22 protein-coding genes and 1 riboswitch are annotated in these 24,509 nt (G+C 50.5%); of the genes, 20 read left to right on the top strand and 2 right to left on the bottom strand.

From position 1 onward, the window contains the following. Window positions 1-161: 161 nt before the first annotated feature. From EDM59_RS21660 to holA, 4 genes are all read left to right on the top strand, one after another. The gene (locus EDM59_RS21660) at window positions 162-2,543 is read left to right on the top strand and encodes a DNA internalization-related competence protein ComEC/Rec2 (RefSeq protein ID WP_122925529.1); all 2,382 of its coding nucleotides are present in this window, start codon (window positions 162-164) and stop codon (window positions 2,541-2,543) included. 53 nt (window positions 2,544-2,596) lie between these two features. After that, window positions 2,597-3,142, top strand: a complete 546-nt coding sequence (locus tag EDM59_RS21655) for an RNA polymerase sigma factor (RefSeq protein WP_122925528.1) — start codon at window positions 2,597-2,599, stop codon at window positions 3,140-3,142. Next, window positions 3,142-4,002, top strand: a complete 861-nt coding sequence (locus EDM59_RS21650; RefSeq protein WP_122925527.1) for a hypothetical protein — start codon at window positions 3,142-3,144, stop codon at window positions 4,000-4,002. Before EDM59_RS21655 ends, EDM59_RS21650 begins: the two co-directional genes overlap by 1 nt. A gap of 311 nt (window positions 4,003-4,313) precedes the next feature. Next, window positions 4,314-5,354 (top strand): DNA polymerase III subunit delta, encoded by a 1,041-nt coding sequence (gene holA, locus EDM59_RS21645; RefSeq protein WP_122925526.1) that lies wholly within the window; start codon window positions 4,314-4,316, stop codon window positions 5,352-5,354. 55 nt (window positions 5,355-5,409) lie between these two features. On the opposite strand, the gene rpsT is transcribed toward holA, so the two are convergent. Then, a complete protein-coding gene (gene rpsT, locus EDM59_RS21640) occupies window positions 5,410-5,685 on the bottom strand; it encodes a 30S ribosomal protein S20 (protein WP_023554815.1) in 276 nt (91 codons plus the stop codon). A gap of 155 nt (window positions 5,686-5,840) precedes the next feature. On the opposite strand from rpsT, the gene gpr reads away from it, so the two are divergent. The 8 genes from gpr to EDM59_RS21600 all read left to right on the top strand — a co-directional run bounded on the left by gpr (window position 5,841) and on the right by EDM59_RS21600 (window position 14,658). Beyond that, the gene (gpr, locus tag EDM59_RS21635) at window positions 5,841-6,941 is read left to right on the top strand and encodes a GPR endopeptidase (RefSeq protein WP_092269094.1); all 1,101 of its coding nucleotides are present in this window, start codon (window positions 5,841-5,843) and stop codon (window positions 6,939-6,941) included. Between the two features lie 153 nt (window positions 6,942-7,094). Next, complete coding sequence (gene spoIIP / locus EDM59_RS21630; RefSeq protein ID WP_122925525.1) at window positions 7,095-8,273, top strand: stage II sporulation protein P; 1,179 nt, start codon at window positions 7,095-7,097, stop codon at window positions 8,271-8,273. 5 nt (window positions 8,274-8,278) lie between these two features. Beyond that, complete coding sequence (locus tag EDM59_RS21625) at window positions 8,279-8,587, top strand: DUF3679 domain-containing protein (RefSeq protein ID WP_122925524.1); 309 nt, start codon at window positions 8,279-8,281, stop codon at window positions 8,585-8,587. A gap of 312 nt (window positions 8,588-8,899) precedes the next feature. Beyond that, window positions 8,900-9,868, top strand: a complete 969-nt coding sequence (locus EDM59_RS21620; protein WP_122925523.1) for an ABC transporter ATP-binding protein — start codon at window positions 8,900-8,902, stop codon at window positions 9,866-9,868. Between the two features lie 18 nt (window positions 9,869-9,886). Next, window positions 9,887-10,858, top strand: coding sequence for an ABC transporter ATP-binding protein (locus EDM59_RS21615; protein WP_122925522.1), 972 nt, complete (start codon window positions 9,887-9,889; stop codon window positions 10,856-10,858). A 102-nt stretch (window positions 10,859-10,960) separates the two neighbouring features. Further along, complete coding sequence (locus tag EDM59_RS21610) at window positions 10,961-12,631, top strand: ABC transporter substrate-binding protein (protein ID WP_122925521.1); 1,671 nt, start codon at window positions 10,961-10,963, stop codon at window positions 12,629-12,631. 109 nt (window positions 12,632-12,740) lie between these two features. Next, window positions 12,741-13,751 carry an ABC transporter permease gene (locus tag EDM59_RS21605; protein WP_092269077.1) on the top strand — a complete coding sequence of 337 codons (1,011 nt, stop codon included), beginning with the start codon at window positions 12,741-12,743 and terminating at the stop codon, window positions 13,749-13,751. Between the two features lie 13 nt (window positions 13,752-13,764). Further along, window positions 13,765-14,658, top strand: a complete 894-nt coding sequence (locus EDM59_RS21600) for an ABC transporter permease (protein WP_092269074.1) — start codon at window positions 13,765-13,767, stop codon at window positions 14,656-14,658. Between the two features lie 43 nt (window positions 14,659-14,701). On the opposite strand, the gene EDM59_RS21595 is transcribed toward EDM59_RS21600, so the two are convergent. Further along, window positions 14,702-15,463 (bottom strand): alpha/beta fold hydrolase, encoded by a 762-nt coding sequence (locus EDM59_RS21595; RefSeq protein WP_122925520.1) that lies wholly within the window; start codon window positions 15,461-15,463, stop codon window positions 14,702-14,704. A gap of 122 nt (window positions 15,464-15,585) precedes the next feature. On the opposite strand from EDM59_RS21595, the gene EDM59_RS21590 reads away from it, so the two are divergent. From EDM59_RS21590 to EDM59_RS21550, 8 genes are all read left to right on the top strand, one after another. Beyond that, window positions 15,586-16,677 (top strand): M24 family metallopeptidase, encoded by a 1,092-nt coding sequence (locus tag EDM59_RS21590; RefSeq protein ID WP_122925598.1) that lies wholly within the window; start codon window positions 15,586-15,588, stop codon window positions 16,675-16,677. A gap of 12 nt (window positions 16,678-16,689) precedes the next feature. After that, window positions 16,690-16,897, top strand: a riboswitch (cobalamin riboswitch). A 271-nt stretch (window positions 16,898-17,168) separates the two neighbouring features. Beyond that, a complete protein-coding gene (locus EDM59_RS21580; protein WP_122925518.1) occupies window positions 17,169-18,215 on the top strand; it encodes an ABC transporter substrate-binding protein in 1,047 nt (348 codons plus the stop codon). 105 nt (window positions 18,216-18,320) lie between these two features. Beyond that, entirely contained in the window at window positions 18,321-19,334 is a 1,014-nt protein-coding gene (locus EDM59_RS21575) for a FecCD family ABC transporter permease (protein ID WP_122925597.1), read from the top strand. Further along, window positions 19,331-20,140, top strand: coding sequence for a heme ABC transporter ATP-binding protein (locus EDM59_RS21570; RefSeq protein ID WP_122925517.1), 810 nt, complete (start codon window positions 19,331-19,333; stop codon window positions 20,138-20,140). Before EDM59_RS21575 ends, EDM59_RS21570 begins: the two co-directional genes overlap by 4 nt. Beyond that, window positions 20,137-21,132, top strand: a complete 996-nt coding sequence (locus EDM59_RS21565) for a methyltransferase domain-containing protein (RefSeq protein ID WP_122925516.1) — start codon at window positions 20,137-20,139, stop codon at window positions 21,130-21,132. The genes EDM59_RS21570 and EDM59_RS21565 overlap by 4 nt, the downstream gene beginning before the upstream one ends. A gap of 57 nt (window positions 21,133-21,189) precedes the next feature. Then, window positions 21,190-21,738 carry a sigma-70 family RNA polymerase sigma factor gene (locus tag EDM59_RS21560; protein ID WP_122925515.1) on the top strand — a complete coding sequence of 183 codons (549 nt, stop codon included), beginning with the start codon at window positions 21,190-21,192 and terminating at the stop codon, window positions 21,736-21,738. After that, window positions 21,708-22,712 carry a hypothetical protein gene (locus EDM59_RS21555; protein ID WP_122925596.1) on the top strand — a complete coding sequence of 335 codons (1,005 nt, stop codon included), beginning with the start codon at window positions 21,708-21,710 and terminating at the stop codon, window positions 22,710-22,712. The genes EDM59_RS21560 and EDM59_RS21555 overlap by 31 nt, the downstream gene beginning before the upstream one ends. 199 nt (window positions 22,713-22,911) lie before the next feature. Continuing rightward, window positions 22,912-24,018: an IS110 family RNA-guided transposase gene (locus EDM59_RS21550; protein WP_122925514.1), complete on the top strand. Its 1,107-nt coding sequence runs from the start codon at window positions 22,912-22,914 to the stop codon at window positions 24,016-24,018. The last annotated feature ends 491 nt before the right edge of the window (window positions 24,019-24,509 follow it).

Raw genomic sequence — 24,509 nt, 5'->3', positions numbered from 1 at the left:
AACTCTATCATGGATCGACAGTCAGCGCAATCACTCCGAATGCCTACGAGCTTGCTCTCAAACGTGATGTATAGCCTTTTCCTCCCTATTTTTGTCCCTTGTGAGAAGGATATACTCGCGGATACGAAAGAATGGTTCGACAAAGGAAGGGAGGAGGGGGCATGACGATATATAGAGCTAGTCTCTCGATGATTGTGGGACTGCTGCTGTCGGCTTATCTGCACCCCGCATGGATCCTTGCTGCTCTTGGGATGGCTGCCGGCTTTGCTGTCCTTGCGTTTCGCACGAGCTTGCGAAAGCACCTCGTCTTCTGCACCCTTTCGGCGGTCGTGGCAGGCAGCTATTTTCTCGTCTACGACGCTTTTCATGCTTCCGAGCTGAAAGGGTACGGGCAAGAAGAGAGCAGCATCTGGGTACGCGGCTCGATTGATTCGGCCGTTCAACGGGATGGAGATGTTGCCAGGCTCTATGTGGAGGCAAGCGATTGGTCCCATGACATGAAACAGTGGGTTTCTCTGCGCCACTCGGAACGGATTGCGGTACGCGTCCGTCTAAGTAAGGAGGAGCAAGCGGTGCAGGCAGACACCTGGAAGAGAGGGAGCACAATCACGGCAAACCTTCAGCTCTCTTTACCCGCTTCGGCTCGTAATCCGTATGCTTTTGATTATGCCCAGTACCTGCGCTGGCAGGGGATACATGTGACGGGGGAAGCCTCGTACTCCGAGATCAAAGTCGGAGGGGAGCGAGGGCTATGGGGGTATTTTCAACAATGGCAAAAGGATGCTGCGGAAAGGGTAGAGCGGCTGTTTGAAGATCCCGAGGTCGCGGGGTATATGAAATCGCTGCTGCTAGGGGTAGGCGATGAGGTAGATCTCGAAACGGCAAATATGTACGCCGATTTAGGCCTGAGCCATGTGCTGGCCATATCCGGGCTCCATGTCACGCTTGTCAGCAACATGTTCATGTGGTGTCTGGAGCGCTTCGGAATGAGACGGAGAAGTGCACTGGTCACAACGGCTTGTTTGCTTGCCGGCTACGTTCTTTTGGTCGGTGCGAGCGCCTCTGCCGTCCGTTCTGGATTAATGGGCGGAGTAGGGCTAGCCTCGCAGGTGGCAGGCAAAAAAGTGAATGGAAAGGATGTATGGGCCGGTGTACTCATCGTTATGCTGCTGACCAATCCCTATCAGCTATGGCATATTGGCTTTCAGCTTTCCTTTGCCGTTACGCTTGGGCTCATTCTTCTGGTTCCGTTTAGTCAGGATGTGCTTGTTCGGATTCCTCTTTGGATTCGCACGCTGTTCGCTGTCACCCTTGCAGCACAGGTTGTGTCGTTTCCCTTTCTCATCTATCATTTTCATCAATTTTCCATGGCGTCTTGGCTGGTGAATTTAGTCGTGACCCCGATTTTGTCCTTGGTCGTGCTCCCGCTTGGATACATCGCTCTCGCAGCCGGGATGATTCATCCCGCTCTGGCAAGCTGGCCCGTGCTTCTATCCACTGAGCTGCTGCACTGGCTTCACGAGCCTTTATTCGTCATGCAAAAGTGGAGGATTCCCTTTTCCCATTGGCCGCATCCAAGCTGGTGGTGGCTCGTCTTGTACACCGGGTTCCTGACCGTATTGCCCACTTTATGGAAATTGGGTTATCATCGGCAAAGAGATGTCATCGTCTGTATAACCCTATTTATTGGGCTATTTGTACTGGCTAGACAACCTTTTTCGGCAGGGGACGAAGTGAGGATTACGTTTTTGGACGTAGGCCAGGGGGATTCCATCGTTGTCGAAATCAGTGATCAGAAGGTATACTTAATTGATGCAGGTGGGACACTCGGTCTTCCTGTGCGTGAATCCTGGAGGGAAAAGCGCGATCCTTATGAGGTGGGAAAAGACGTACTTCTCCCCTTTTTGCGAGCGCGCGGGATAGAGAAGATTGATCGTGTAGTCATGACGCATGGGGATATGGACCATATCGGAGGAATGGCAGCGATTGTTCCCCGTTTTTCCATAGGCTCTGCGCTTGTGAATGGAATCACACCTGAAGGAAAACAGAGAGAAATCCTTCAGCAGCTACAACGAGAGGGAGTACCGATCTTGACGGGAAGCTCCGGGCAGACGTGGTCAGATCTTCCGGGAGTGGAATGGACATGGCTTTGGCCGGGACAAACATCAGAAGCTTCTGGCAATGATGCATCCGTCGTACTGCGACTTACTGCTTATGGAAAATCGGTGTTGTTCACCGGCGACATCGAGCGTGAAGGGGAGAGGGCAGTAGTCCAGTTGGGAATGCCGGAAGTGGATGTATTAAAGGTAGCTCATCACGGGAGCAACTCGTCGAGTACAGAAGAACTGCTGGCGTCATTGCGCCCAAAGGCGGTGGTCATTTCCGTCGGGGCAAACAATCGCTATGGTCATCCGTCGCCAGAAGTATTGCAACGGTTCGAAAAAATGGGATCACAGGTTTTCCGAACGGACATGAATGGGGCTGTTACGCTGATTCTGACACCGGATGGCATGTCCTGGAAGACCCAAGGATCAAATACATAATATGGTTGCAACCTTTTCTTTAAACGTACCGTCTGTAGGGGGGAGAGGAGAATATGCAGGAAGCAGAGCTGATCAGGAAGGCGCAATCCGGGGATCACGATGCGTTAGTCGATCTGCTCCGATCCATTGAGACCTCCGTTTACCGCAGCGCTTACTATATTCTTGGGAATGAGCAGGACGCACTCGATGCAGCCCAGGAAGTGCTTATTCGCATTTATCGAAAATTAGATACCTATCAGGAAAAGGCCAAATTTTCCACATGGGTGCAACGAATTGTCAGTAATGTCTGCATGGACAAATTTCGAGCGAAGAAGGAAACGGTCTCAATTGAGGAGCATGAGCTGATTATCCCTGATCGTAACAACGTAGAGGATGAAATTCTTCTCACTGGATTGTCAAATGACATTCAGGAAGCCATCGGGAAGCTGCCCAGACAGTACCGGATGGTCGTAGTACTCCGCTATCTCGAGGATCTGTCCTATCAGGAGATTGCGGAAGCATTGGATTTGCCGCTTAACACGGTAAAGTCGTATTTGTTCCGGGCTAGGCAACAATTGCAGGAACTCCTGTACGACTACCAGAAAGGGGGGATCGGTTGATGACCAACGAGGAAATTTGGGAATGGATGCAACGGGACCTGGATGGAGATCTTTCTCCGACGGAACAGGACGCGCTGTTCAATCTCATTCGCAAAGATTCTGATCTGCAACTGAAATACAACCGTCTGAAAACTGTTTCGCAGCAGCTTGAACAGCTGCCCCCTGTCGTACCTTCGTTCAGCATCGTGGATTCGATTCTGCCTCGGCTAGAGTCAGCTGCTGCCGTTCCTGCAGCTTCATCTACGCTGAATGAAGAAGTCCTGCCCACTCTGGAAGTAAAGCGCAAGCAATCTTCGCCGTCGGTATCGAAAAAGTGGAAGAAGGCAAATGTTTGGTTGGCCAGCATTGGCAGTACCGCAGTGGCTGCCTGCCTCTTGATTGGAATCATGTTTACTGGCAGTGATGGAAAGAAGATCGAGGCCGACCCGTACCAGCAAGGATCGGAAGCGGTCACGCCGGCACCGAAAAAAGCTCCGATTTTGGGGCCGCCTGTGCAGTCTCCACCTCCAAGCACTAATCCCCCTACATCCAATTCTCAGGAGGAGGATAAAAAGGCGACACAAAACTCTGGAACTACGAAAAATACGCCTGCGAAGAATACTTCTTCCAAGTCGCACCAGAACAATTCCAACAAGAAACCCGTTTCGAATCCGGCACAAACGAAACCAGTCGTTCCGCCAAAGCCTGTTGTCAGAGATCCAAAGCCACCAGCATTCCCGTATGGTGTAGGAGAAGAATCGGACAAAGACTCACGCGACAGAGACAGTGACTCCGAGGACAGGGAAAAAGTGAAGAGTAAGGACAAAGAAAAAGACAAAGACAAAGACCGAAAAAAAGACAAAGAGAACGATGATGACTGATGTGAAAAAAACGTTTGGCAAACGTGGATTTCACATCTGGACCGGCACCGAACAGGGGAGTCTTGCGTATCCTACATTATCAAGCACCCCCTGCTTACCGTTTGGGGAGGAGGAATCCCGGGGCTTTTCCCTAGACGTTTACATAGAGGTGCCAACAGATGGAAAAACCGCTACCCAACATGGAGAGCGGTTTTTTTCTTTCTATGTAAGGAAGCGGGGCAAAAGATCATCGAGGATGCTTCGCTGCCTCCATTCGATCCGTTTTATGCTATAATAGCGCAGGACAGAACATAGAAGGGAAGGGAAGATCCATGCCATTGCTATCGGCCATTCGGGAAATACGCCAAAGACAGTACGCGCCCGTCTACGTTCTCCACGGTCCGGAATCCTTTCTGGCAGAAGAGTTTCTGTCTTTAGCTCGACGGGAAATGATCGATCCTGATTTCAGTGATCTCAATATAAGCGTGTACGACTGCACGGAAACAAGCCTGAGTGATATTCTGCAGGATGCGGAGACACTGCCGTTCATGGGGGAGCATCGGCTCGTGATTGCGCGGCAAGCGTACTTTTTAACGGGGAGCAAGCCTCCCTCGAAGGTAGAAAGTGATCCTGATGCCTTGCTTGGGTACATGCAAAATCCTCCTGCCTACACGTCGTTGATCTTACAGACAGAAGCGGAAAAGCTGGACGAACGAAAGAAACTGGTCAAAACCTTGCAGCAAAAGGCAAAAGTAATTCCTTTCATGCATTTGAAGGATGGAGATCTCTACGCTTGGATTGAACGGCAGGCAGATAAATACCGGGCGACTATACAGCGTCCACAGTCGATGAAGCTTGTAGAGCGTGTCGGCAGCGATCTGCGCCTTTTGGACAAGGAGATTGAAAAGCTGGCGATTTTTGTGGGGGAAGGCGGAACCATTACTGACCAAATTATCGAGGATCTCGCTGCTCGTACGCTCGAGCAGGACGTATTTGCCCTGATTGAACAGGTAGCGTCGGGAAGGCTGGACAGGGCGTTGCGGATGCTTTATGACAGCATGAAAACCGGTGAGGAGCCAATCAAGCTGCTTTCCCTTTTGGCGAGGCAATTTCGCATGCTCCTGCAAGTAAGGCAGCTTGCCCCGCGAGGCTATTCGCAGCAGCAGATGGCCGGGATGATCAAAATGCATCCCTACGCCGTCAAAAAGGCAATGGAGCAGGCGCGTCATTTTTCTGAGGATTCCTTGAAAAAATTGCTGCTGATCTTGGCCGAGGACGATTTTCGAATGAAATCCGGTCAGGTGGACAAGCGTTTGGCCCTAGAGCTGTTTATTACGCGTGCTTATGAAGAACGGAGCAGAACGAGCAGATAAAAAGAAAAAACCCGTGAACACTAGGTTCGCGGGCTTTTTTCTGTTCCATGGTCTCTTACGCTACAGGAGCGCTCAGAACGTTAAGCTTTTTCATCAAACGAGACTTTTGACGGTTTGCTGCGTTTTTATGAATGAGACCTTTCGAAGCGGCCTTGTCCAGCTTTTTCACAGCCACCAGAAGAGTGGATTTCGCCAATGCTACATCGGAAGCGGCGACAGCTTTCTCAAAGTTCTTCAGGGAAGTGCGCAGATCAGACTTTTGAGAAGCACGGTGTGCGCGGCGCTTTTCAATGGTTTTGGTGCGCTTAATCGCGGATTTAATGTTTGGCATGTGTGTCACCTCCTTAGACGACCATAGACATACAGTCATACAACAAAGTAATTCTAGCATGCACGGAATCCATTTGCAAGAAAGGATTCGGAATAAAAATGAAGGATTCAAGCAACCTAGTAGCAGGAACAAAATGGAGAAGGGAGCGATTAACGATGGAACACAATATTGATCTGTCTGGCTACTCGATTCGCACCGATCTGGCAGTAGAAGCACACGAGCTGGCGCAGCAGCAAAATGAGAGCAATATCCCCGGGATTTGGCTGCAGGCAGACGATGAAGAACCGAATATAAAAGTCACCAGACTTCACGTAGAAAATGAAGAGGCAGGCCGAGCGATTGGGAAACTGCCGGGGCGTTACCTCACGATCGAAGTACCCAAGCTCCGTGACAATGATACTTCTATAGAAGAGCAGGTAACGAGACGATTTGCTCTGGAATTCGCCAGCTTCTTGATGAAGCTCGGCATTACGGAAGAGAAAAAGGCACTTGTCGTCGGTCTGGGCAACTGGAACGTAACGCCAGATGCGCTCGGCCCGATGGTGGTGGAAAACCTGCTGGTGACCCGGCACCTGTACCAGCTGGCTCCGGATACGGTTGGAGACGGCTATCGGGAAGTGAGTGCGCTGTCTCCGGGAGTTCTCGGCATTACGGGTATTGAAACAAGCGAGATCGTCTTTGGTGTAGTGGAAAAGAGCAAGCCGGACTTTGTCATTTGCATCGATGCTTTGGCTTCGCGCGCTTTGCATCGGGTGAATACCACCATCCAGATTTCGGATACGGGCATCCATCCAGGCTCGGGTGTCGGCAATAAGCGTAAAGCCATTGACCAGAATACGCTCGGGATCCCGGTTATCGCGATCGGTGTGCCGACCGTTGTCTTTGCCTCTACCATCGTGAACGACGCCATTACGTATCTGCTCGGTCACTTTGGTCAGTCGATGGCGGAGAGCAAGCGTGCCTTCAACAAGCTTTCCATGAGTACGCTGCCGGAGCGCAAAGAGCCGTACACCGAAGATGATTTGCCTGATCTGGAATCGCGCAAAACGTTCATGGGTCTGGTAGGGTCTCTTCCCGAGGAGGAAAAGCGTCAGCTGATTCACGAGGTGCTGCGTCCGTTGGGTCAGGATTTAGTGGTAACACCAAAAGAGGTGGACGATTTTATCGAAGGAATATCCAATGTCATCGCGACTGGCCTCAACCGTGCCTTGCACAGAGCGGTAGATGAAGAAAACAGCGCGTCCTACACGCACTAGACTAGCGATCCAGTAGAGAGTCTGCCACGATTTAAGAGAAATGCTAGGGAAAGGGTTCTATCGTCTCTATGAGGCTCATAGGCTAAAGCATAGACAAGCGGGAAGCGAAAGAGAGAAGCCCGCGACAATGCTACAGCATGAGGAGTGAGACAGATGGCATCCTTTATCCAACGCCAATTCGTTGTTCTGTCGTTTATAACAGCCTTTCTATTTGTCATGACCGGTGTGCTTTCCCTCGGAGGCAACAAGCTGATGATCGCCTCCTCTACTGTCCAGCAGGCGGCTACACACATCTCCAGTCTAGCAATCCTAGGGTGGATGGGGCAGGAGATCCCGGTGCTAAGCGAAATCGTGCAGACCGGTTCTGACCGACGAACCAACAGTGTGTCCGGCTTTTTATTCCAGCTCGCGACTAGCATTCAGCCCGGCGATTTGCGCAGCCTGCTTGGCAGAGAGCTTCCTGGCATGGTAACCACGGACGACGCCAGATTCGTTGTAGCCGGAAAAGGGGCGAGTCTCTCTGATTTTTACATTGAATATCCTCCGCACCCCAAGCAAGTGATTGACGCTTCTGACGCCATTCCTCTGTCGCCCAAGCCCGCTGAGAATGAAACAGACAAGACAGCCGAACCGCCAAAGCCCATTGCGAAGCCGAATACGGACGGCAAGAAAGTCGTTTATGTCTACAACACGCACAATCGAGAGTCTTGGTACAGTGAGACGAAGCCAGTCGGATCCTCTGTGGATCACCCGACGAGAAATATTTCGATGGTAGGCAAGCATTTGTCTGAGGCTTTAAACGAGAGAGGCATTGGGGCGGATGTAAGCACAGACGACATTTATCAGGAGCTCCTGAATCAAAAAAAGGATTACGCCCTGTCATACGCGCAGTCTCTGCAAGTCGTGAAGGCCGCTGCCGAGAACAACCGCGAGCTGCATTACTTCTTTGATCTGCATCGCGATACTGCCCCAAGGGATCGAACGACCGTCACGATAAAGGGAAAAACCTACGCGCGCGTCCTGTTTGTCATCGGAAAAAGAAACAAAAGCTTCGAGAAAAATGAAGCGTTTGCTACCGAATTGCACAAGCTGATGGAAGAGATGTATCCCGAATTATCTAGAGGTGTGATGGAAAAAGGAGCAAAGACAGATCATGGGGAGTATAATCAGTCCATTTCACCGGGAAGCCTGTTAATGGAAATAGGTGGCACGGAAAACACCCTGCAGGAGAGCTACAACACGGCGGAAGCGCTGGCAGATGTGTTTGCCGCTTACTACCTCAAGGCGGAAAAAGTGGACAAACCGGCTTCGGATGAGCCGGCAAAGAGGTGACGAGCGTGAACGTGACAGTAAAGTTGACGGGGCTGTTACTGATCCTGTTAATCGGAGTCGTATTAGGCTTGCAAACGGCAGAGCGCGGCATATCAAAAGTGAGCGGAACAGTGGAACAGGAGCAGCAAACCTTTTACATCAAAAAAATGGATCAAGGCAAGATGGAAATCGCTGTGATGGGCAAGCAGGTGCAGACGGAGAATCCGGAAAAAGTGGTCAACTACATGAGCAATATGGGAATGACTCTCGGTTCGACAATAAAGAGCGGAGCGCAAACTTTTGTCGATTGGGTGGGGGGACTCTTTGCACCGTAACGATTGTTTATGGACAAAAAAACCATAGGCAGAAAGAATGAGAGACGAAAGGCCCGAGCCATTGGGCCTTTTTTGTTTTCCCAAATGGCTATGAAAAAAGTGACAAAAGCCATGAACCATAGACGGGGCTTGGGATCAGAAGCTGTGAGGCAAATATTTTAACATTCTATTTCGATTTAAAACAATATTTTATATAGTCAGCGAAAATATAATTATTTGAATTTATTGTGTTGCCAAAAAATTGTACTAATGGCATAATATCTATTGATAGAAGTATTTCTATTGAATATATCGGTAAGAGAGGTGCGCCCCGTGTCACACCCTGTCCTTCAAATCGAAAATTTGCAGACGCACTTTTTTACAGATCGCGGCCAGATTCCTGCCGTAGACGGAGTCACCATTACCGTAAACAAAGGTGAAGTTGTCGGTATCGTAGGTGAATCCGGCTGTGGAAAAAGTGTAACCTCCCTTTCCGTAATGAAGCTGGTTCCGAACCCTCCAGGGAAAATTGTCGGCGGTTCGATCCGCTTTAAAGGAGAAGACCTGGTAGCGGCAGATGAAAAGAGGATGCGTGAAATACGCGGAAATGAAATTGCTATGATCTTTCAGGAACCGATGACATCGCTCAATCCCGTGTTTACGATTGGCGACCAGATCGGGGAAGCTGTTCGTTTACATACGAAGGCGAGTAAAAAGGAATCCAAGCAGCGTGCAATCGAAATGCTGAAAAAAGTAGGCATTCCAAGAGCGGAAGCGATCGTAGATGAGTATCCGCACCAGCTGTCTGGAGGGATGCGGCAGCGCGTCATGATTGCGATGGCGATGGCCTGTGATCCCGAGCTGTTAATTGCAGACGAGCCGACGACGGCGTTAGATGTTACGATCCAGGCGCAGATTCTGGACTTGATGCGCCAGTGCAACCGAGAGTCGGATACGGCTATTTTGCTCATTACACACGATCTGGGTGTCGTAGCGGAAATGTGTCATCGAGTCGTAGTCATGTATGCCGGAAATGTGATTGAAGAAGGAGACGTGCGGACGATCCTGAAAAATCCGCAGCATCCATACACGGTTGGTCTGCTGCAATCATTGCCCAAGCTGGACGAATCCCAAGAACGTTTATATTCCATTCCAGGGAACGTGCCTATCCCGGGATCACTCACGGTTGGGTGCCGTTTTGCCCCGCGCTGTGACAAGGTGACAGATCGCTGTCGTCAAGAGATGCCCGAGCTAAAAGCAGTAGGCGAAAATCATCGCTCACGCTGCTGGATAGCCGAATAACCCGAAAGGAGCATGCAGGTGACTGAAGAACTGCTCGTCGTTAAAAACTTGAAAAAATACTATCCGATCACAGGCGGTGTCCTCGGAGGGGAAATCGGAGTCGTAAAAGCCGTAGACGATGTCTCGTTTACTGTAAAACGTGGAGAAACATTGGGATTGGTTGGAGAAAGTGGATGCGGCAAATCGACGACAGGACGTTCGCTGCTTCGCTTGATCGAGCCGACAGCAGGAGAGGTTTATTTCGATGGTGTCAATGTATCCGCTCTCTCGATAGAAGAAATGCGCAAGATGCGCAGAGACATGCAGATCGTCTTTCAAGATCCATTTGCTTCTCTAAACCCACGTCACAATATTGAGAAGATTCTGGAAGAGCCATTGATAGTTCATGGCATGGGTTCATCTGCTGAGCGCAAAAAACGCGTGCAGGAGATGCTGGAGGTCGTGGGACTGAGCAGCTATCACGCCAGGCGCTATCCACACCAATTTAGTGGCGGTCAGCGTCAACGGATCGGGATCGCACGCGCGTTGATGCTCAATCCCAAGCTGATCGTAGCGGACGAGCCTGTATCAGCGCTGGATGTATCGATCCAATCACAAGTGCTGAATCTGATGCAGGACCTGCAGCGCGATCTCGGCTTGACCTATTTGTTTATTGCTCACGACCTGAGTGTGGTCCGCCATATCAGTGACCGGGTAGGGGTCATGTACCTCGGTCGAATCGTCGAGCTGACGAGCAGTACACAGCTGTACAGCAATCCCCTGCATCCGTATACCAAAGCCTTGCTTTCGGCAGTGCCCACGCCTGACCCAGACGCTGCACGCGAACGAGTCATACTCCAGGGCGATGTGCCAAGCCCAGCGAATCCGCCAAGCGGCTGTACGTTCCATACGCGTTGCCCTCATGTGACAGATGAATGCCGCACGACTCGACCGCACTTCCAGGATGTGGGAGACGGACATTTTGTGGCATGCCATCTATACAAGTCTTAGTTGGGGAAGGATCCTCATCAAAGGGGGGATGCGAAGCAAAGCCATGCCAATCGATTTTCTACCAACCGTAAAATCTGAAATTTTAGAAGAGGGGGATTATTCATGAAGAAGAGAGTGCTCTCGACTGCCATGACCGGCATGCTTGCATTTGCTATGCTGCTTGCGGGTTGCAGCGGAACTCAAACGGCACAAAAACCGGCAGAGCAGCCAAAGACAGAAGCGCCGGCAACAACACCTGCTGCTGAACCTGCGAAAAGCAGCGGACCGAAACAGCTGATCGTAGGCCGCGGTGGCGATACGGTAGGATTGGACCCCATCGCACAAACCGACGGGGAGTCTTTCAAAGTAACAGAAAACGTATTTGACACACTGGTAGGTTACGAGGAAGAGAGCACAGCTGTCGTTCCTTCTCTGGCGGAGAAATGGGAAATCTCTCCAGATGGTTTGACCTACACCTTCCATCTGCGCTCCGGTGTAAAATTCCACGACGGCACTGATTTCAATGCGGAAGCCGTGAAATGGAACTTCGAGCGCTGGATGGACAAGAGCCATCCACAGCACAACAAAGAAGGCTTTGAATATTACAACGACATGTTCGGTGGTTACAAAGGGGATGAGACCCATGTAATCAAGTCCGTGGAAGCCGTTGACCCACAAACGGTGAAGTTCACACTGAACCGTCCTTTGGCACCATTCATTCAAAACTTGGGCATGTCCTGCTTTGCGATCGCTTCCCCGAAAGCGGTACAAGAGATGGGACCTGAGAAGTTCAACGAAAATCCAGTAGGTACCGGCCCGTTCGTTTTCAAAGAGTGGAAGCGCAACGACACGATCACACTGGAAAAGAACCCGAATTACTGGAACGCAGGCTTCCCGAAATTGGACAAGCTCGTATTCAAAGTCATTCCTGAGAACACAGCTCGTCTGACTGCCTTGACATCCGGCGAGATCGACATGATGGACGGCCTGAACCCAGATGACGCTCAAGCTGTGAAAGACAATGCGGAGCTGCAACTGATTCTTCGCCCTTCCATGAACATCGGTTTCGTAGGGTTCAACGTGGAGAAAAAACCACTGGATAACCCAAAAGTCCGTGAAGCTATTGCCTATGCTATCAACAAACCAGCTATCATCGAAGCATTCTTTGCGGGATTGGGAGAACCAGCTACAAACCCAATGCCACCTTCCATTTGGGGACACAATGGCAACATCAAAGACCGCGAGTTCAATTTGGACAAAGCAAAACAATTGCTGACCGAAGCGGGCTTCCCGAACGGCTTCAAAATCAAGTTCTGGGCTATGCCTGTAGCTCGTCCGTACATGCCTGATGGTGTGAAAATCGCAGAAGCAATCCAGCAAGACCTGAAAAAAATCGGCGTAGAAGCAGAAATCGTAACGATGGAATGGGCAACGTACCTGGAAAAAACAAAAGTGGGCGAACAAGAAATGTTCATGCTCGGTTGGACTGGCGACAACGGAGACCCAGACAACTTCCTGGCTACCTTGCTTGACAAGAACAACATTGGCGGTAACAACCGTACACGTTGGGCAAATGAAGACGCGCACAAATTGCTGATGCAAGCGCAATCTGCTACGACGAAGGAAGAGCGCGAAAAGCTGTACATGCAAGTGCAAGAGATCATCTTCAAGGATGTGCCAATGGTACCACTGGCTCACTCCACTCCTGCCCTGGCAGCAAAAGCAAACATCATCAACTACAAGCCACATCCAAAAGGATCCGAGAGCTTGGAGAAGGTTGATTTCAAAGAGTAAGCTCATGCTGTGATTCATGAATAGGCGGAAGGGTAAGAGGAGTTATCCCTCTTCTTGCCCTTTCCTTATTTTTCTGCACTTATCCTTTTCTATTAAGGAAAGCGAGGAGATGGCATTGCTATCCTACAGCATCCGAAGAATTCTCATGCTCATCCCCGTTCTACTGGGCATGTCGATCGTCGTTTTTTCTATTATCCGTGCCATCCCAGGTGATCCGGCTCTCACTATTTTGGGGGAGAAAGCAAGTCCAAAAGCGATCGAAGATTTACGAGAAGTACTTGGCTTGAACAATCCTTGGTACATTCAGTACTTTGATTATCTCAAACAGATTTTGACGGGTGATCTCGGAGTTTCCTTGCACTCCGGCGCGAGTATTACGCAAGAAATCATGCCTTATTTAGCAGCAACAACCGAATTGACCATCGTCAGTATGCTGTTCGCTGTAATTATCGGTGTGAATGCAGGTATTTTATCTGCGTGGAAGCAAAACTCCTGGTTTGACTACTGTGCGATGTTGATCGCCTTGATTGGTGTCTCCATGCCAATTTTCTGGTTGGGTTTGATGGAGCAGTGGTTCTTTGCACAAGAGCTGAAGTGGCTGCCATCCGTTGGTCGTGACAATTCGCGTAATCCCGTGGAGGCCATTACGCAGTTCTATATACTGGATACGATTCTAGCTGGACAATGGGATCAGCTGTGGGAAGTAATCAAGCATCTTATTTTGCCGGGAGTGGCTCTCGGAACGATTCCGATGGCGATTATCGCACGCATCACACGCTCCAGTATGCTGGAGGTCATGCGTGCGGACTACGTGAGAACGGCGCGAGCAAAAGGACTGGCTCAATTTTGGGTTGTCTACAAGCACGCTCTGAAAAACGCGATGATTCCGGTGCTGACCGTAATCGGCTTGCAAACGGGCTTGCTGCTGGGGGGAGCTGTATTGACCGAGACGATTTTCGGATGGCCTGGGGTAGGGCGATACATTTTTACCGCCATTGGGAACCGCGATTATCCGGTCATCCAGTCAGGGATTTTGGTGATCGCTACAATCTTCGTGCTGATCAACTTGCTGGTCGACCTCCTGTACGCCTATATCGATCCACGTATTAAATATCGCTAAGGAGGCAGGAGATATGGCAGATACACAAGTGCAAACAGTGCCTTTGCAAGTAAAGGACGAACAAATTATCTCACCATGGCGAGAAGCATGGAGAGCCTTGCGTAAAAACAAGCTGGCGATGGCAGGTCTCGGTATCATCCTCTTCTTCGTCGTAGTGGCGGTCTTTGCGCCAATCATCGCGCCGTATCCGTACGACGAAGGTGAGCTTGTCATGAAAAACAAGCCACCATCCGAAGAGCATTGGTTTGGAACGGATTATAACGGTCGGGATGTATTCAGCCGCGTCGTTTACGGTGCTCGCATTTCGTTGTGGGTAGGTACGTTCTCCGTTATCGGTTCGGTAGTAGCGGGGACGGTGCTCGGACTTCTGGCAGGTTATTATGGGAAATGGATCGATACGCTTATTTCTCGTATTTTTGACATCATGCTGGCATTCCCTAGCATTCTGCTGGCGATTGCGATCGTAGCGATTTTGGGTCCATCCCTGCAAAACGCGTTGCTCGCCATCGCGATTATCAACATTCCGACGTTTGGGCGTCTCGTACGCTCGCGGGTTCTGAGCTTGAAAGAAGAAGAGTTTGTGATGGCGGCTCGTGCCATTGGGATGAAGGATTCGCGCATTTTGATGCAGCATATTTTGCCGAACAGCCTGGCTCCCATCATCGTAACGGGCACGATGGGCATTGCGACAGCGATTATTGAGGCGGCAGCCTTGGGTTTCCTCGGTTTGGGTGCGCAGCCGCCCGAGCCGGAGTGGGGAAAAATGCTTTCCGATTCGCGGCAATACATTCAAAAGGCACCTTGGACGGTTATCTTCCCGGGATTGTCAATCATGCTGACGGTATTGGGCTTTAACCTCATTGGAGACGGTTTGCGCGATGCGCTTGACCCTCGTATGAAAAACTAAACAGGTGTGCTCGTGTGGGAGGGAGGTTTTTACCCTCCCTTTTCTACGTGGAGAACTTTCGGCACAGACGATTCAATTCGGGTGCGGCCTTGGTAACCACTTGATGGGCGACTCCCGGGATCATGACCATTTTGGAATTCGGTATGCCTTCATTCAGCAGCTGCCCATAGGGGTGAATGCTTCGATCTTCTGCCCCATACACGAGAAGGGTGGGCAAACCAATCTGGGGAAGTCTTTGGGTACAGTGGTAGGAATGACCTGCCTTGTAGAGGTGACGCAAGGTGGTGGAGTCGGTGAGAGAGGCGTGCTTGATCCATCGCTCTTGCAGCTGTGGGTCATCGATATGAGATGACGTAATGCTTTTTGCCAAGAGGGGGACTCCGTGAATGCCTGCCATGGCTTGCGCAAGGTAAAAACGACTGTGCAAATAAAGATCATTTACTTCAGAAAAGGCGCTGACCAAGATCAGTCCACTCACCTGCTCGGGAAAGCAAAGCGCGTATTCAAGAGCGATGGAGGCTCCCTGTGAGTAGCCGAGCAAGTAAGGCTTCTCCAACCCCAGCGTTTGCATGAGCTCATGCAGGCACACGGCGAGATCATGAATAGAGAACGGTTCAGGGAGCGGGCTGCTATGTCCATGACCAGGTAAATCGGGTACGAGTAGCTGGAACGTATCGGTGAGAGGGTGCTGAGAGACAAAATTGATGGAGCCAATGCAGGGAGCGTGAATACAAAGGAGGGGACTGCCTTGTCCGACAACGGTGCATGCCAGGGTTCCGTTTGGTAGAGTGATTGTGTGTTCCATAGCAATATTCACCTCAGCTATAGCTTGGTTTTGAAAAGGTTTTTTTCTCGGATAAGCTTCTTTTTTACAGAGGGAAATGGTATTCTCGCAATAGAATAAATGGAGAAAGCTAGGTGACGAAAATGTTCCAAGAACGCATCCAAAAGCTGCACGATTTTCTTAGCAAACAAGAACTTGACGCGGTGTTGATCACCTCTCCCAAACATGTTTATTATTTGACAGGTTTTTTCACCGATCCCCATGAACGTTTTCTGGGCCTGATTATTCCGGCGGAGGGAGAACCATCTCTGATCGTGCCTGCGCTGGATCGTGAAGCCGCAGCATCCGCTTCGAGCGTACAAAATATTTTCACCCACACAGATATTCAAAATCCATATGAAGTCTTAAAGCAAACGCTTCCTGCTGGCTTGAAGCAGCTGGGGATTGAGAAAAGCCATATGACAGTCGAGCGCTATGAGGCAATTGGCGAAGTAGTTGGCGCTTCCCGTTACGTCGATGTCGAAGAGCCTCTGCGTGAAATGCGTCTGATCAAATCCGCTGACGAGGTGGAGCGTATGAAGCATGCGATCCAGCTGGTGGAGGACTCCTTGCGCGAGACCTTGAAAAAAGCAAAGCCCGGCGTAACGGAAACAGAGCTGGTGGCTGAGCTGGAGTTTCAAATGAAGCGCTTGGGTGCTGACGGCCCGTCCTTTACCTCAATGGTATTGGCTGGAGAAAAGTCTGCGCTGCCGCATGGAAAACCAGGCTCTCGTCAAGTGCAAGAAGGCGAAGTACTCTTGTTTGATATCGGTGTGGAAGCAAACGGCTATGTCTCCGATATCACGCGCACTTTTGCGGTCGGAGAAATCAGTGAGCAATTGCGCGAAATTTACGAAACCGTTCTGGCTGCGAATGAAGCAGCGATCGCACAGGTTCGTCCCGGCGTGACCTTTGCTCATCTCGACCAAACGGCACGCGATGTGATCGCAGCGAAAGGCTACGGCGAATACTTCATGCATCGTTTGGGCCATGGACTCGGCATGGACGTACATGAGTATCCATCTGTACACGGACAAAATCAGGAGACGCTGCGCCCAGGTATGGTGTTTACTATCGAACCGGGAATTTACGTTCCAGGCGTAGGCGGCGTGCGGATTGAAGACAACGTTCTCGTAACGGAGACAGGCGTAGAAGTCATGACGCAATTCCCGAAACAACTGACTGTCATTGGATAAGAGCAAGCCATAATTGAATAGGTGTTTGATGGTGCCAGCTGGACAAGAGGACAAGTCCAGCCAGCTTAATAGGGAAGTCCGGTGAAATGCCGGCGCGGTCCCGCCACTGTAAGGAGGAGTCCTCTGCGATGAACCACTGTTCCGCTGTTTGTAGGGAATGGGAAGGACGTAGAGGACGATGATTCCAAGCCAGGAGACCTGCCATGAAACCATGCACAATCGACCCACGCGGATGGGATGATGTGGAAGTACAGCAGCATGTGTAAAGGCGGAATCCCGTTTATTTGCCATACTCTGTCCACATTGGAAAGCATCTCCCGTTTGCGCGTGGGAGATGCTTTTTTTATTTCCGCGCAAGCTCCGCTGAAGGCTTCACGAAGCCAAGCTTTCAAATCTGGAGAGGAGGTGAGGCGAGACACCCTTCGCTGGCGAAATGATGAGGATGAAACCAAACCGATAACCGGGGGACGAAAAAAGGAGAGAAGAAAAAGATGAAGGCACCTGAAAAGAAATGGCATCGACTGTGGAAGGGGAGCTGGTCAGCGCTGGTTCTGGCGCTTATGCTGATCGCAACGGCATGCGGCTCGCCGGCAACTAATGGGCAGGGGGAGCAGTCCCAAGAGACTCCAACTCCTGCTACCCAGCAACAAGCACAACCGGAAGCAGACAAGCCGGTCACTCTGCAAAACAACGGCATGGAAATGACCTATCCGGAAGCACCAAAGAGAGCGATCACATTGAATCAGCATGTAACGGAGGTCATGCTAGCTTTGGGCTTGGGAGACAAAATGGTTGGGACAGCGTATCTGGATGATCAAATTTTGCCTGAATTGAAAGAGGCGTATGACAAAGTTCCTGTGCTGTCTAATAAGTATCCAAGTAAGGAAGTGTTGATGGCCGCTGAGCCTGATTTCGTGTATGCAGGCTGGAAAAGCGGTTTTGGTGACAAAGGCGTAGGATCCATGGAGGAATTGGAGAAAGCAGGGATCAAGTCGTACTTGCATGAATCGTCTAACAAGGCAGCGCCGACGGTAGAAGATGTATTTACCGATATTCAAAACATCGGACGCATTTTCCGGGTGGAGGATCGGGCGAATGAACTAGTGAGCAACATGAAAACAGAAATGGAACAAACGACGAGCAAGCTGGGCAAGGTAGATAAACCGTTACAGGTATTCGTTTATGACAGTGGGGAAGAACAGGCCTTTACAGCGGCAAACAACTATATGACTGCCTTGATTAACATGGCGGGAGGCAAAAATATTTTTGACGACATTCAAAAAGGCTGGGCTGATGTGAGCTGGGAAGAGGTCGTGAGCCGCAATCCAGACGTGATCATCATCGTTGATTACGGAGACAAGAGCCTGGAGCAAAAACGAGAGCTGCTCCTGAGCAAAAAAGAGCTGGCAAGCGTGTCAGCTATTCAAAACAATCGATTGATTGTTTTGCCGTTATCGGCTGCAAGCGAAGGGGTTCGTGGGCCGATTGCCTTGAAGATTTTGGCGGAAGGACTCTATCCGGAGAAATTCAAGCAATGAGACCGAGCATTCGCAATGTGACGAAGGGGAACAGACGAGGGCATCTTGCAGGAGGGGGAGTCAGAATTGCGTAGGACAAGCCTGACTGTACTTATCCTTTCTCTCATGATCGTGCTGCTTGTATCGATTACGCTCGCCATTACACTGGGGTCTGTAGACATTCATCCTAGGACAGTCTGGGGAATTGCACTGAACCATGTCCCCTTCCTTGGGGGATGTGTGACAGAAGATTGGACCCGCGCGCAGCACTCGATCATTTGGGACATCCGTTTTCCCCGTGTTCTATTGGCTGCGGTCGTTGGCGCAGGGCTGTCTGTGGTCGGGGTAGCCATTCAGTCGTTGGTTCGAAATTCCTTGGCTGATCCTTACATACTAGGTGTTTCTTCAGGAGCCTCGGTGGGTGCGACACTCGTCATCCTGTTTGGCGCCTTTAGCATGTACGGCCAGTACGCCTTGTCGGTAGGCGCATTTCTCGGCTCGCTGCTATCCATCGTGCTGATTTTCTCGCTTTCTCGGATAGGTGGACAAAATTCAACGGTCCGCCTGCTCATGGCAGGGATTGCGATTTCGGCGATTTTATCGGGTGTTACGAGCTTGATCATCTTTTCGGCCCCGAATGAGCACGGCATACGGTCTGTCCTTTTTTGGCTGAGTGGCAGTTTGGCTGGGGCCAAATGGGAGTACTTGACGATTCCCAGCCTTGTCGTCCTGGTGTGTCTCGCAGTCTTGCTGGCGCAATACCGCTCTCTTAATTCCATGTTGATGGGCGAAGAGTCGGCGAGCACTCTCGGTGTGAATACGGTGCAATTTCGCAAGCTGCTTTTGGTTATTACGGCGCTATTGACGGGTGTCATCGTTGCCATCAGCGGGTCTATCGGATTTGTTGGTCTGATGATGCCACACATCGTCCGAGTCATTGTCGGATCCGATCATCGACGTGTCTTGCCCGTCAGCGCACTCTTGGGAGCTATCTTTCTGATTTGGGCGGATGCCTTGGCGAGGCTTTCCTTCGCTCCAGAAGAATTGCCCATTGGCATTATTACGGCACTTTGTGGCGGGCCATTTTTTATCTGGTTGATGCTTCGCAGCTCGTATTCATTTGGAGGTGGTGGACGATGAAGCTTGTTGCAAGTGACATCACCGTCTCCCTGACCAACAAGCGAATCATTCATGAGATTGGCATGGAGGTAAAAGACGGGGAGTTCGTGGGGCTAATCGGACCAAATGGCAGCGGCAAATCCACGCTTCTCAAGAGCATCTATCGTGTCATGAAGCCGACTGCGGGCTGGATCGGGCTGGACGGGGACGATATATACAAGCTGTCTCCAAAGGAAATGGCCCGGCGTATGTCAGTTGTTCGGCAGGAATCTTCGGTTGAATTCGATTTTTCTGTGCAGGAAATCGTGATGATGGGACGTTCGCCGCACAAAAACATGTTTCAGCTGGATTCGGTAGAGGACAAAGAGATCAGTGACGAGGCGTTGGCACGCGTCGGCATGAGCGATTATGCCGCGCGCAGCTTTTTCTCGCTGTCTGGAGGGGAAAAGCAGCGTGTCTTGATTGCCAGAGCATTGGCCCAACAAGCTGATTTTCTGGTTTTGGACGAGCCCACGAATCATTTGGATGTGCGTTATCAGCTGCAGGTCATGGATATCGTCCGGCAGCTGGGGATTACCGTTCTGTCTGCTCTGCACGACTTGAACATAGCGGCTATGTATTGTGATCGGTTGTATGTCTTAAAAGAAGGCGAACTCGTTGCATCGGGTTCGCCAGATGAGATTTTGACGTCCGGTTTGATTCGAGAGGTTTTTGGTGTGGAGACGGACGTATCCGTGCATCCCATTACGGGAAAGAAGCAGATTTACTTTTTCTCGACAGCCTTTCAGGCAAAACGTGATCGACAGGAGGGGGTTCGGGCGCAATGAGTGTCTACAGCTGTACGGTGTGTAAATTTCGTTATGATGAATGGCTGGGGGATACGAAAAATGGTGTGCCTCCGGGTGTCCCGTTCTTTAAGCTTGCGGGATCGGTTTGCACGACTTGCGGAATGCAAGGGGAAGGACGGCATGTAGTCGTACCGGAAACCAAGTATGCGGGGCTGGAAGCCACTTATTACGACCAGTTTGCAGGGAAAGCAGGGATTGTCTTTTATCGGGACTGGCTGCTGCAAGAGCCAGCTCCCGTCTCGGTACTGGAGCTGGGAGTGGGGACAGGGAGAATTGCCACAGAGCTTGCTGAGCATGGGATGTCTGTATGCGGCGTGGACTGGAGCTGCGAGATGCTGGAGATTGCCGAGCGCAAGAAAAAGCGGGTGCGGAAAGAAAACAGGGAGCGGCTGGAGCTGGTGGAGCAAGATATGTGGGAGCTCGACCTGCATCGAGAATTCACGCATGTTCTCATGCCAGAAGGAATCTTCCAGCAAGCGGCCGATCGCATGGAGCAGAGAAAGCTGCTTCGCATCATCACGCAGCATTTGACGACAGCTGGAGTCGTCGCTATCGACCTTGTCTTGCCGCCAATGCGAGAGTCTTGGCGGGTCGAACAGAAAAAGTTCGTGTTTCCAGATCGCATGGTCTATCAGCGCATAGAAGGCGAAACCTCCTTCGTTAGACAAAAGTTCCGCTGCACCGTTACCTACGAGACTTTTTTGGACCAATACGAACAGCCGAGGTATCGAGTGGACCGTGAATATGCCTTGCTTTTGCCAAATGAGCTGGAGCTGCTGTTAGAGTCCGAGGGCTTCCAGGTGATCGAGGCATTTGAAAATTTCGGGAAGACCACGTATGACACAGGGGAGAAAGATTATGACCGGGACCGGTGGCAGCACGGGGGTTATCCTTTCGTCCGATCGACAGAGGCCCACGCTAGTGGGACTCGCTGGACCGCAATCGCCAAAAAAATATCCGGAATCGTGTAACAAAACGTCAGCAGCTGCATCTAACCAGTAACGAATTCATGCAGAGGAGGCGCGCACGTGGAGAAATTGCAGCCCACGGAGGATGCCGCATTTGAACAAATCATGCGGGAATACGGGACGCGCGTGCTTAGGCTGGTGACGTTTCTGGTAAAAGAGCGGAATGCCGCGGAAGATATCACGCAGGATGTGTTTGTGAAAGTATACAGAAACCTGCCGCGATTTCGTGGACAAAGCACCATGCAAACGTGGATATACCGGATCGCGGTCAATGAATGCAAAGGCTACTTGCGCTCATGGGCCTTTCGAAAAATATGGCCGCGCTCCTGGATCAAAGCGGGGAGCGATGCTTCTACCGAACATGTCGTGATGGAGCAATATGAGCGGGATGAACTGGTGGAGCAGGTGCAAAGCCTTCCTCCCATGTACCGGCAAGTGATTGTCCTTCATTACTATGCAGACTTGTCCATAGCAGAGGTGGCAAACGTCCTGTCTGTGTCGGAGGGGTCCGTACGTACGCGTTTGCACCGAGCCAGGCAGCAGCTGAAAAAGAGGATGGGAGAGGGGCGTGAGTGGGAATGGACGAGAACCAGTGGATCGAACAATTGAAAGAGAAGGCGGACGGCAAGGTGTTCCGCGATGTCCATTTCACGGCTTCCATGAAAGAAGGGGTCCGTCAGCGCATCCGCCAGCGACACTCGAAAAGGATAGTTTGGTGGTCGCGGGTTGCTTTCCCTGTCCTGACTGTATGGCTGCTGTTTCTGGCATGGCAGGTAGGGCCTTTGTCTCTCTTCTCTGGAGAGAGACATGCGTCAAAACCTACTGGGCCAGCCACGTCGGTACCAGAGCTTTTACCAGGCGGCTCCCTGGATGTTCCTCTTCTGTGGAAGGCATCCCCTCAAACAGAAACGACCGCGAATGGTCAGCCCTTCTCCTATCTCGGTGACAAGCCGGTGAGAGTGATTACGGATCCGTCCGGGTTTTATGAAGATCAGCAGCAACGGGTATTTTGGCTGCTGGATGCTGGGCAAATGAAAAAGGTAGAGCTGGTTGCCTACAACAGTGAGGGAAGACGTGTAGAGCTGGGGGCGTATTCGGTTAGTGGCCCCTTGTTTGATGCGCAGCACCATGTGCCCACTGGGGTCACGCTGCCCGATCCGGGGATATGGAAGCTGCAGGTAAATGCAGACGGGAAGTATCTCGGTCACGTGTTTGTAGAGGTGAAGGCGGGGATTTCACCTGCCAATCGGGAGTTGGTCGAGCCGATTATCCGTGAATATTTGGAGAGGGAAAGCTCCGAACTGGGCGATTTGGGGAAAGAACGAGAAGTAACGATGGAACTTTTGGGAGTAGAAGCGCCGGATGCTGCCAGCCGCAGCGTTTATGCGTGGGTAAAAGTAGTGAGCAAGGACCCGCTCAAATCGTCAGGGGTCAGTGCGCCTATGGCCTTCCAAATTGCCTACAACGGAAGTGAGTACAAAGTGACCGGCTTTCAAATGCCAGAGGACGGGAACCGCTATCAAAGCAGTCTGCAACGAATCTTTCCCCAAAAGGTACTGGACCGAATACAAACCCGCCCATAATAGGGATGAGGAAAACGGACCGATTTTGTTTTCGGTCTGTTTTTATGTCCTACAGTAAGAATTTATAAGATTCTTAGCCAGTATAAGTTATCATGAACGAGGACAGCCCCTATTCGTAACTTCGTAGGTCACTCTGGCTACACTAAATAGCATCTACACCAAGTACACAGAGCGCTACATTACGAAAGGAGCTGCTATTATGAAGGATTTCACAAAATATGTTGGTTTAGACGTTTCTAAAGATAAAATTGCGGTTGCGATTGCTGAAGAAGGTCGAGAAGCCCCTCGATATTGGGGAGTGATCGCTCATACCCCGGAAGCGATTCGAAAACTCATGAAACAGTTAGGAGATTTTCATTCTCTTTATGTGTGCTATGAAGCAGGTGCTACAGGTTATGAACTGTATCGACTTTTTCTCAGTCTCGGAATCGAGTGTATGGTTGTTGCCCCTTCTCTGATTCCGCAAAGACCGGGAGATCGTGTAAAAACGGATCGGCGTGATGCGCTCCGTTTAGCTCAGTTGCTTCGGGCTGGTGAATTAGTTTCGGTTTATGTGCCGACGGAAGAAGATGAGGCGCTTCGTGATTTAGTTCGTGCTCGTGAAGACGCAAAAGAAGATCAATTACGTGCCAGACATCGTTTAACGAAATTTCTCCTTCGTCACGATTTACGGCCTCCTGTGGGTGTCAGAAAATGGACGATTAGATACAGAGAATGGCTTAATCGTTTAACTTTTTCACAAAACAGCTTAAAAACAGTGTTTCGGGAGTATTTGCATCATCTAGATGAGATTGAACAACGTATGAAACGTATTGAAGAAGAAATTCACGTTCAAGCGACAGAAAGTGTTCATGCTCCCATGATTCAAGCCCTCCAGTCGTTACGTGGTGTTGCGGAAATAACAGCAACCAGCTTAGTAGCAGAAATCGGTTCGTTCTCCCGATTTCCCCATCCTCGCCAGCTGATGTCTTATGCGGGTTTGGTTCCTTCCGAATCTTCGAGTGGAGATATACGTCGTCAAGGAGCCATTACAAAAGCAGGAAATGCTCATCTTCGTCGTGTTCTGGTGGAGGCTGCTTGGAGTTATCGTTATCAACCTGCACTGAAAGGAGATCTTCGAAAAAGACAGGAAAACCAGTCAAAAGAAGTTCAGGCAATTGCTTGGAAAGCACAGAATCGCTTGCATAAAAAATATTGTCGTCTACTGGCAAAAGGAAAGCCTGGTGGAAAAGTAGTAACAGCTGTTGCCCGAGAATTGTTGGGGTTTATTTGGGCGATTACTCAACAAATGGAACAAGCCGTTTAAACAAACGAAGAAATCGAAAAACAAGCAGTGAAGATAGGGCTCGAAGGCAAAAGGAAAAAACCGGAGGGGAGAACCCACGAGTTGCTCATGCACACTTGTTTAAACAAACAACTACGTGCGTCATAAGTTTGTGGAAGCTCCCCCAAACGGAGAGATAAAATGTGAGAACCCACGGATATCAGAATGCTCACCGTCGAAAAGTTTTTGCCTTCGTGCCGTGTTTTCAGTGAACTTCTTGTTGCTTGACATGGAGCCTCTGCGGGCGTGATCGATGCGTAAAACGCGGTGGTTGTCTTTACGCTGACCGCAAATAACCAGCCTATCACGCCCGCTTCTCCCTATAAAGCAGCAAGAAAGAGAACAAGAAAAAGAAAAAATGGGGCCGTCTGTTGTCTATTGACAGTCCTCGTTCATATCAGTGCAACTAAGGCTCCACCGCAAAGCTTGGCGGAGCCAAGTTTTCTAATTTTTGCTACCCTTTGAAATCAATG

The organism is Brevibacillus nitrificans (assembly GCF_003710965.1).
In the GTDB taxonomy this organism is placed as follows: Bacteria; Bacillota; Bacilli; order Brevibacillales; family Brevibacillaceae; genus Brevibacillus; species Brevibacillus centrosporus.
Note: the sequence above shows the minus strand (reverse complement) of the source record. Positions and strands in the feature narration are given on the sequence as shown.